The organism is Micromonospora sp. NPDC023633, assembly GCF_040640035.1.
Classification (GTDB): domain Bacteria; phylum Actinomycetota; class Actinomycetes; order Mycobacteriales; family Micromonosporaceae; genus Micromonospora.
Genome location: NZ_JBFABB010000211.1, coordinates 1 through 6,899, shown reverse-complemented (window position 1 = coordinate 6,899; position 6,899 = coordinate 1). Strand labels below are relative to the sequence as shown.

Here is a 6,899-nt window from a genome sequence, read left to right as displayed (position 1 = left end):
GGATCCAGACCCTCACCTACAGCGTCGGCTTCCTGCTCGGCCTCAAGGCGTTCACCGCCGCGGTGCTCGGCGGCATCGGCAACCTGCGCGGCGCGGGGCGGCCCGGCTCGGCCGGCCGCGTCTGGTCGAGTCCGCCCTCCGGCCGGCCGGCGGCGGGCGGCGGCGCGGATCCGCGCGGGCGGGGCGTCGATGGCTGACCGGCGCAGCCAGCTCGTCACCCGGGTCCGGGGCATGCTGGGCGAGGCCCTCGGCGCGACCCGGACCCGGCTGTCCACCGCACAGGCCGAGCTGACCACGGCCCGGGAGCGGCTGGCGAAGGTCCGGCGGGCCGCGGCGGTCGTGCCGGAGCGGGTGGGCGCGCAGCGCGACCGGCGGCTGGCCGAGATCGACGATCGGCACGCCGCGCGGATCGCGGAGCTGGCCCGGCGCGCGGCGGACGCGGCGCAGCGGGAGGCCCCCGGCGCGGCCAGCGCGGACTGGACGCGGTGGCGGCCCACCCCGACCCGGCGGGCCGAACCGCCGGGCGCGCTGCGCATCGGCACGGTACGCATCCCCGGCGCCGAACCGGTGCCGGCGCTGGTGCCGCTGCTCGACGCCGGCCACGTCGAGCTGACCGGGGACGACCGGGAGGGCTGCGACGCGGTGGTGTCGGCGCTGCTGCTGCGCGGCGTCGGGCGGGCCGACCCGGGCGCCGTCCGGCTGGTCGGCTACGACCCCGAGCACCTGGGCGGCGGCCTGGCCGGTTTCGCGCCCCTCGGCACCGCCGGGCTGCTCACCTTCGTCGGCCCGGGCGGGCTGGCCCGGCTGCTCGACGATCTGGTCGAGCAGATCCGCCGGATCAACGAGACAGTGCTGGCCGGGGAGTACGGCTCGCTGCGCGAGCTGGCCGCCGCCACCGGTCGCCGGCCCGAGCCGTGGCGGGTGGCGGTGCTGCTGGGCGGCGACGAGCTGTCGCGGCACGAGCGCGGCCAACTCGACCGGGTGGTCCGCACCGGAGCGGCCTGCGGCGTGCACCTGGTGGTCCGGGGCGTGTCGCTGCCTCAGGATCCCACCGTGACCCGGGTGGGCGCGCACGCCGACGGCGCCCGGATCGGCGGGCCGACCGGCCTGCCCGTACGCCTCGACCCGCCGCCCCCGCCGGCCCTGGTCACCGAGACCTGCCGGGAGGTGGCGGCGCGGGTGAACGCCGGTCCCGCCCCGACTCCGTTCACCGACCTGCTGCCGCCCGCGGAGCAGATGTGGCGGGAGGATTCCGCCACCGGGTTGACCGCCCCGATCGGCGAGGGCCCGCACGGCCGGCCGGTCCTGCTCACCCTGGGCGACTACCCGCCGCACGCGCTGATCGGCGGCCCGTCCGGCACCGGCAAGACGAACCTGATCTTCGCCTGGATCGGCGCGCTGGCCGCCCGCTACTCCCCCAGCGAGCTGGAGTTCTACCTGCTGGACTTTAAGGAGGGGGTGTCCTTCGCCCGGTTCGCCAAGGGCCGGCGGGACCCGAGCTGGCTGCCGCACATGCGGCTCGTCGGGATCAACGTCAACACCGACCGGGAGTTCGGCCTGGCGTTGCTGCGCTTCCTCGCCGAGGAGCTGCGCCGGCGGGCCGACGCCGCGAAGAAGCACGAGGTCACCAAGCTCGCCGAGCTGCGCGCGGTCGACCCCACGGGGCACTGGCCGCGGATCGTCGCGGTGGTCGACGAGTTCCAGATGCTGCTGGCCGGGCGGGACGTGGTCGCCCGGGAGGCGGCCGACCTGCTGGAGGACCTGGCCCGGCGCGGCCGCTCCCAGGGCATCCACCTGGTGCTCGCCTCCCAGGACGTGCGCGGCATCGAGGCGCTGTGGGGCCGGCCGGCCCTGGTCGCGCAGTTCACGTTGCGCATCGCGCTGCCGAAGGCCCTGCGGATCCTCGCCGAGCGCAACGACGCCGCCCAGTCCCTGCCTCGTCACCACGCGGTGGTCAACGCCGAGTCGGGCATGGCGGAGGGCAACCAGGTGGCCCGGATCCCGTCGGCGAGCGACTGGGAGACGTGGAGCGAGTTGCAGCACCGGCTGTGGCGGATGCGGCCGCAGGACGCCGCACCGGCCCGGCTCTTCGACGGCGACGCGATCCCCCGGCTGGCCGACGCGCCGGACTTCCGGGCGCTGACCGCGCCGGAGACGGGGCACCCGCGTGCGCCGGTCGCGTTGCTCGGCGAGATCATCGACGTGCAGGCCCGCTCGGCGGCGCTGCGGCTGCCCCGGGCTCCCGGCCGCAACCTGGCGGTGCTCGGCACCCGGGTCGACGAGGCCTGCGCGGTGCTCGACGCGGCGGCCCGCTCCCTGGCCCGCCAGCACCGCCCCGGCACGGCCCGGTTCTCCATCGCCTGCCTCGACCCGGACGCCGACCCGGCCGCCCGGTCCCTCTACGAGGATCTCGCCGACGACGCCGCCTGGTACGACGAGGAGACGGTCGGCGAGCTGATGGCCGAGACCGCCGAAGGGCTCGCCACGCCGGGCACCCCGCACTACCTGCTGCTCTTCGCCGTCGACGCGGCGGCCGGGACGCTGGCGACGCGGATCGGCCGACGCACCGGGCTGGAGGAGCTGCGCCGGATCCTGCACGACGGGCCGGAGCGGCGCACCCACGTGCTGGCCTGGTGGCGGGGTGTCGCCCGGATGCGCGCCGACCTGGGCGGGCCGGCGGCCCGGACGGACCAGATCGGCGCCTGGGTGGCGCTGGACGCCCACGGTGGCGAGCTGGGTTCGTCGCTGTATCCGGGCACCGGCGGCCCCGACTGGTATCCCCGCCCCTGGCGGGGGCTGTTCTTCGACCGGGCGGTGCACCGCACCGGCCAGGTGATCATCCCCTACGGGCCGGCGCGATGAACGAACCGGTGACCAGCGAGACGTACGCGGCCCAGATCCGTCGGCTTGCCGAGCTGAGCGCGCGGGTGCGCGTCCAGCGGGCCGAGGCGCACACCTGGCACGACCAGCAGTGCGCCGCAGCCGAGCGGGCCGTCGCCGAGGCGGAGGCCGACCTGCGGCGCGCGGAGCGGGAGCTGGTGGACGCCCGGGAGGAGCAGGAACGGGTGGACGCCGAGGTCGCCGACCTGTGGCAGCTGCTGCGCGGTCGGCTCGGTGGCTCGGGCCGCCGGGTGGGCGGGCCACCGGCGCCGGTGCCCGGGGCGACGGGTGACCCGGCTCCGCTGCTGGCCGGCGTGCGGGACCTGCTCAACCGCACCCGCCAGCCGGGCGACCTGCCGGGCTCGGTCAACCCGTTGCTGGCGTTGTGCGGGGTGGCCGGCGCGGTGCTCGCGTACGCCCTCGGCGGCGCGGCCCGGGCGGCGGGCGACCGGTACGGCGGCGAGCTGGGGGTCGGGCTGCCGGTGCTGGCCCTGGTGGTGACCCTGCTGGGCCCGCTGGTCGGTCTGGTGCCGGCGAAGGTCCTCGCCGACCGTCGGCACGCCGTGCTCGGCCCGCGGCCGATGACCGTCGTGCTCGTCGCCGGGCTGGTGACCACCGTCGCGCTGCTGGTCGCCGGCCGCTGAACCGTCGCCCCGCTGCTGAACCGCGGCCCCGTTGCCGAACCGTGGCCCCGCTGCTGAATCGTGGCCCCGCTCAGGCGGGAACCAGCACCGCCTCGCGCAGCAGGCGGCGGGCCAGGGTGAGCCGGTCGGCGTCGTCGTCCAGTCCCGGCAGGTCGCCGACCCGGACGGATTTGGCGCCGAGCAGGGCGTGCACGGCCGGCGCGCACGACGCGGGCAGGGTGATCGTGCGGTCGAACAGCACCAGCGCGACCCGGTCACCGCGGGGGGTGAGCCGCCAGCGCAGGCCGGGGCGCGAGGCGAGCCGGGTGTCGACGTCCAGCGCCGCCAGCGCGGCGGCCTGGGCCAGGGGCCGGATGGGCGCGGGCCGGGCGGCCGGCCAGGCGCGCTGCCGCAGCCGGGCGGCGACCACCGCCGGGTCGGCCCGCAGCAGCCAGTCCCGCAGCGCCTCCACCGTCTCGGTCAGCTCCGGCTCGATCGCGTCCGGGTCGGCCACGTCGGTGCCGAACGGCAGCGTGGCGCGCAGCCGCTGGTCCTCGGCGGCGAGGGCGAGCAGCTCCTCGACCATGGCGTAGCGGGTCAGCGCCCGTACGCCGACGGTCAGATGCAGCGAGCTGGACTCCTGGGCCTGCGCGCTGTGCAGCCAGCCGCGGGGCAGGTAGAGCGCGTCGCCGGGGGCGAGCACCACGTCCAGCGCGGCGGGCCCGTCGGCGGTGGCGGCGACCTCGTCGGCCCGGCCGCCCCAGGTCTGCTTCTCCAGCGGGTCGGGCAGCACCGGCGGGTGGATCCGCCAGTGCTTGCGGCCGTCGACCTGGAGGACGAAGACGTCGTGGGTGTCGTAGTGGGTGGCGAAGCCCTGGCTGCCGGCCGGGGTCAGGTAGGCGTTGACCTGCAACGGCTGCCCGACGGCGGTGCCGAGCTCGCGGGTGAAGTCGATCAGGGCCGGCCAGGTGCGGTGCAGGCCCTGCAGGACGAGGGTGGCACCGCCGGCGTACAGCTCCAGCACCCGCTCGTCGAGGACCTGGTCGGCGATCTCCGCGCCGGCGCCGCCACCGCCGGTGAAGCGGGCCACCGGCACGAGCTGGCCGTCCTTGGCGATCCGCAGGAACGGTGTGCGCAGGCCGCGGCGGCTGAGCAGCTCGTCAGCGTCGGCGGGGCTGAGCAGATCGGTGAAGCCGGCCGGGTTGGGCAGCTCGTCGGCGCGGGAGAGCAGCGGCGTGCGTCCCCAGTGGGCGGCGGCGAACTTCGCGGGCTCGACCGACACGCAGCGGGCGAGCGCGGCGGCGGCCTCGGACGGCACCGCCGGGCGGCCGTGGCCGCCCGGCGGGTCGATGTCTGTCACGGCGATCCGTCAGGCGGCGCTGCCGTCGGCGCCACCGTCCTGCTGGCCCGGGGTCGCACCGCCGTCGGCGGGGCCCTCCGCGCCACCGTCGGCGCCGCCGTCCTGCTGGCCGGGGGTCGCGCCGCCGTCGGCGGGGCCCTCCGCACCCTGGTCGGCGCCCTTGTCGGCACCACGCTCGGCACCGCGGTCGGCACCACCGTCGGCGCCACCGTCCTGCTGGCCCGGGGTCGCGCCGCCGTCGGCCGGGCCCTCGAGGCCGCCACCGCTGGTGGTCTGCATGTCGTCGTCGTTGAGTGCCATCGGTGCTCCCTAGGGATGTGCCGCCCCGCCGTTACGCCGGGGTCCGTCGTGCAGCGGGTGGTACCCCCCGCGCGATCTTCTCTAACCCCACCGTAGACGTCCGATCCGGTTCACACCGGCGGTTCGCCGTGCCCGGTCGGGCCGTCGGAGGTGCGCCGTCGCGCGGCGCCACGGCGCCGACGGGTGACAGGATGTCCTCTCGACCAGGAGGTGACGATGACCGAGACGACCGGGCCCCGCCCGCTCGAGCCGGTGACCGAGCAGTGGCAGCGCGCGCTGGCGATCGTGGCCCACCCCGACGACCTGGAGTTCGGCGCCGCCGCCGCGGTCGCCCGCTGGACGGCGCAGGGCAAACAGGTCGTCTACTGCCTCGTCACCAGCGGCGAGGCCGGCATCGACGCGATGCCCCCGCCGCGGACCAGAGAGGTGCGGGAACGGGAGCAGCGCGAGTCCGCGGCCCTGGTCGGGGTGGAGACCGTGGAGTTCCTCGGCCTCCCCGACGGCATCCTCGAGTACGGCGTGCCGCTGCGCCGCACCCTGGCCGGGGTGGTCCGCCGGCACCGCCCCGAGATCGTGATCACCAACAACTTCCGGGACACCTGGGACGGCGCGTACACGCTGAACCAGGCCGACCACATCGCCACCGGGCGGGCGGTGCTGGACGCCGTCCGCGACGCCGGCAACCGGTGGGTGTTCCCGGAGCAGCTCGTCGACGGGGTCGAGCCGTGGAACGGGGTGCGCCAGGTCTGGGCCGCCTCCTCCCCCCTCGCCGCGCACGGGGTGGACGTCACCGACACCTTCAGGCGGGGCGTGGCCTCGCTCAGGGCGCACGACGCGTACCTGGCCGGGCTGGGCGACGGCAGCTTCGACGCCGAGGAGTTCCTCGAAGGGCTCAGCCGTCCCGCCGGCACCCGGCTGGGCGTCCGCCACGGCGCCGCCTTCGAGGTCTTCCACTTCGACCTCTGGTAGGGGCGGCGGATGATCCTGCTCGGCACCTCGGGGTGGCAGTACCGCGACTGGCGGGGCCGCTTCTATCCGGCCGGGCTGCCGCAGCGGCTCTGGCTGGAGCACTTCGCCGCCCGGTTCGCCACGGTGGAGGTGAACAACGCCTTCTACCGGCTGCCCGAGCGCGACACCTTCGCCGCCTGGCGTGCCCGCACCCCCGACGACTTCTGCGTGGCGGTGAAGATGAGCCGCTACCTCACCCACATCAAGCGCCTGCGCGACCCGGCCGAGCCGGTGGCCCGTTTCCTGGATCGGGCCACCGCGCTGGGCGACCGGCTCGGCCCGGTGCTCCTGCAACTGCCCCCGAACCTGCCCGCCGACCCGGCGGCACTGGACGCCACGCTACGGCTCTTCCCCGCCGAGGTGCGGATCGCCGTCGAGCCGCGGCACCCCTCGTGGTGGACCGACGCCACCCGCGCCGTGCTGGAGCGGCGGCGGGCGGCGCTGGTCTGGGCGGACCGGCTCGGCCGGCCCGTCGCGCCCCGCTGGCGCACCACCGACTTCGGCTACCTGCGCCTGCACGAGGGGCGGGCCAACCCCTGGCCCCGCTACGGCCGCACCTCGCTCGCCTCCTGGGTGCGCCGGCTCGCCGACGGCTTCGGCGACGACGAGGCCGCGTACGTCTACTTCAACAACGACCCCGGCGGCGCCGCCATCGTCGACGCGACGGCCTTCGCCGCGCTCGCCCGCCGGGCCGGCCGGTCGGTCAGCCGCGTCCCCGGGCCGCCGCC

The 6,899-nt window shown here is 76.8% G+C and carries 6 protein-coding genes and 1 pseudogene; 5 read left to right on the top strand and 2 right to left on the bottom strand.

The genetic code is table 11. The annotated features are described in order from the left end of the window. The 3 genes and pseudogenes from AB0G13_RS33375 to AB0G13_RS33365 form a co-directional block, all read left to right on the top strand. Positions 1 to 197, top strand: a pseudogene (locus AB0G13_RS33375) (hypothetical protein); the annotation flags it as partial. Next, the gene (locus AB0G13_RS33370; RefSeq protein WP_357883271.1) at positions 190 to 2,862 is read left to right on the top strand and encodes an FtsK/SpoIIIE domain-containing protein; all 2,673 of its coding nucleotides are present in this window, start codon (positions 190 to 192) and stop codon (positions 2,860 to 2,862) included. The pseudogene AB0G13_RS33375 and the gene AB0G13_RS33370, both read left to right, overlap by 8 nt. Beyond that, positions 2,859 to 3,524 (top strand): hypothetical protein, encoded by a 666-nt coding sequence (locus AB0G13_RS33365; RefSeq protein WP_357883268.1) that lies wholly within the window; start codon positions 2,859 to 2,861, stop codon positions 3,522 to 3,524. The genes AB0G13_RS33370 and AB0G13_RS33365 overlap by 4 nt, the downstream gene beginning before the upstream one ends. 70 nt (positions 3,525 to 3,594) lie before the next feature. Here AB0G13_RS33365 and AB0G13_RS33360 read toward each other — a convergent pair whose 3' ends face one another. Together AB0G13_RS33360 and AB0G13_RS33355 are read right to left on the bottom strand one after the other, a co-directional pair. Further along, positions 3,595 to 4,863, bottom strand: coding sequence for a cupin domain-containing protein (locus AB0G13_RS33360; RefSeq protein WP_357883265.1), 1,269 nt, complete (start codon positions 4,861 to 4,863; stop codon positions 3,595 to 3,597). Between the two features lie 9 nt (positions 4,864 to 4,872). Then, on the bottom strand, positions 4,873 to 5,163 hold the full coding sequence (locus tag AB0G13_RS33355; RefSeq protein ID WP_357883262.1) for a hypothetical protein: 291 nt from the start codon (positions 5,161 to 5,163) through the stop codon (positions 4,873 to 4,875). Positions 5,164 to 5,379: 216 nt separating this feature from the next. On the opposite strand from AB0G13_RS33355, the gene AB0G13_RS33350 reads away from it, so the two are divergent. Both AB0G13_RS33350 and AB0G13_RS33345 read left to right on the top strand, forming a co-directional pair. Beyond that, positions 5,380 to 6,132 carry a PIG-L deacetylase family protein gene (locus tag AB0G13_RS33350; protein WP_357883259.1) on the top strand — a complete coding sequence of 251 codons (753 nt, stop codon included), beginning with the start codon at positions 5,380 to 5,382 and terminating at the stop codon, positions 6,130 to 6,132. Positions 6,133 to 6,141: 9 nt separating this feature from the next. Next, positions 6,142 to 6,899 (top strand): DUF72 domain-containing protein (locus AB0G13_RS33345; protein ID WP_357883256.1); only part of this gene is annotated, 758 nt, incomplete at its 3' end.

Excerpts from the sequence above, each read along its gene's own strand:
- AB0G13_RS33370 (WP_357883271.1), top strand. The coding sequence starts at position 190 with ATGGCTGACCGGCGCAGCCAGCTCGTCACCCGGGTCCGGGGCATGCTG.
- AB0G13_RS33365 (WP_357883268.1), top strand. The coding sequence starts at position 2,859 with ATGAACGAACCGGTGACCAGCGAGACGTACGCGGCCCAGATCCGTCGG.
- AB0G13_RS33350 (WP_357883259.1), top strand. The coding sequence starts at position 5,380 with ATGACCGAGACGACCGGGCCCCGCCCGCTCGAGCCGGTGACCGAGCAG.
- AB0G13_RS33355 (WP_357883262.1), bottom strand. The coding sequence starts at position 5,163 with ATGGCACTCAACGACGACGACATGCAGACCACCAGCGGTGGCGGCCTC.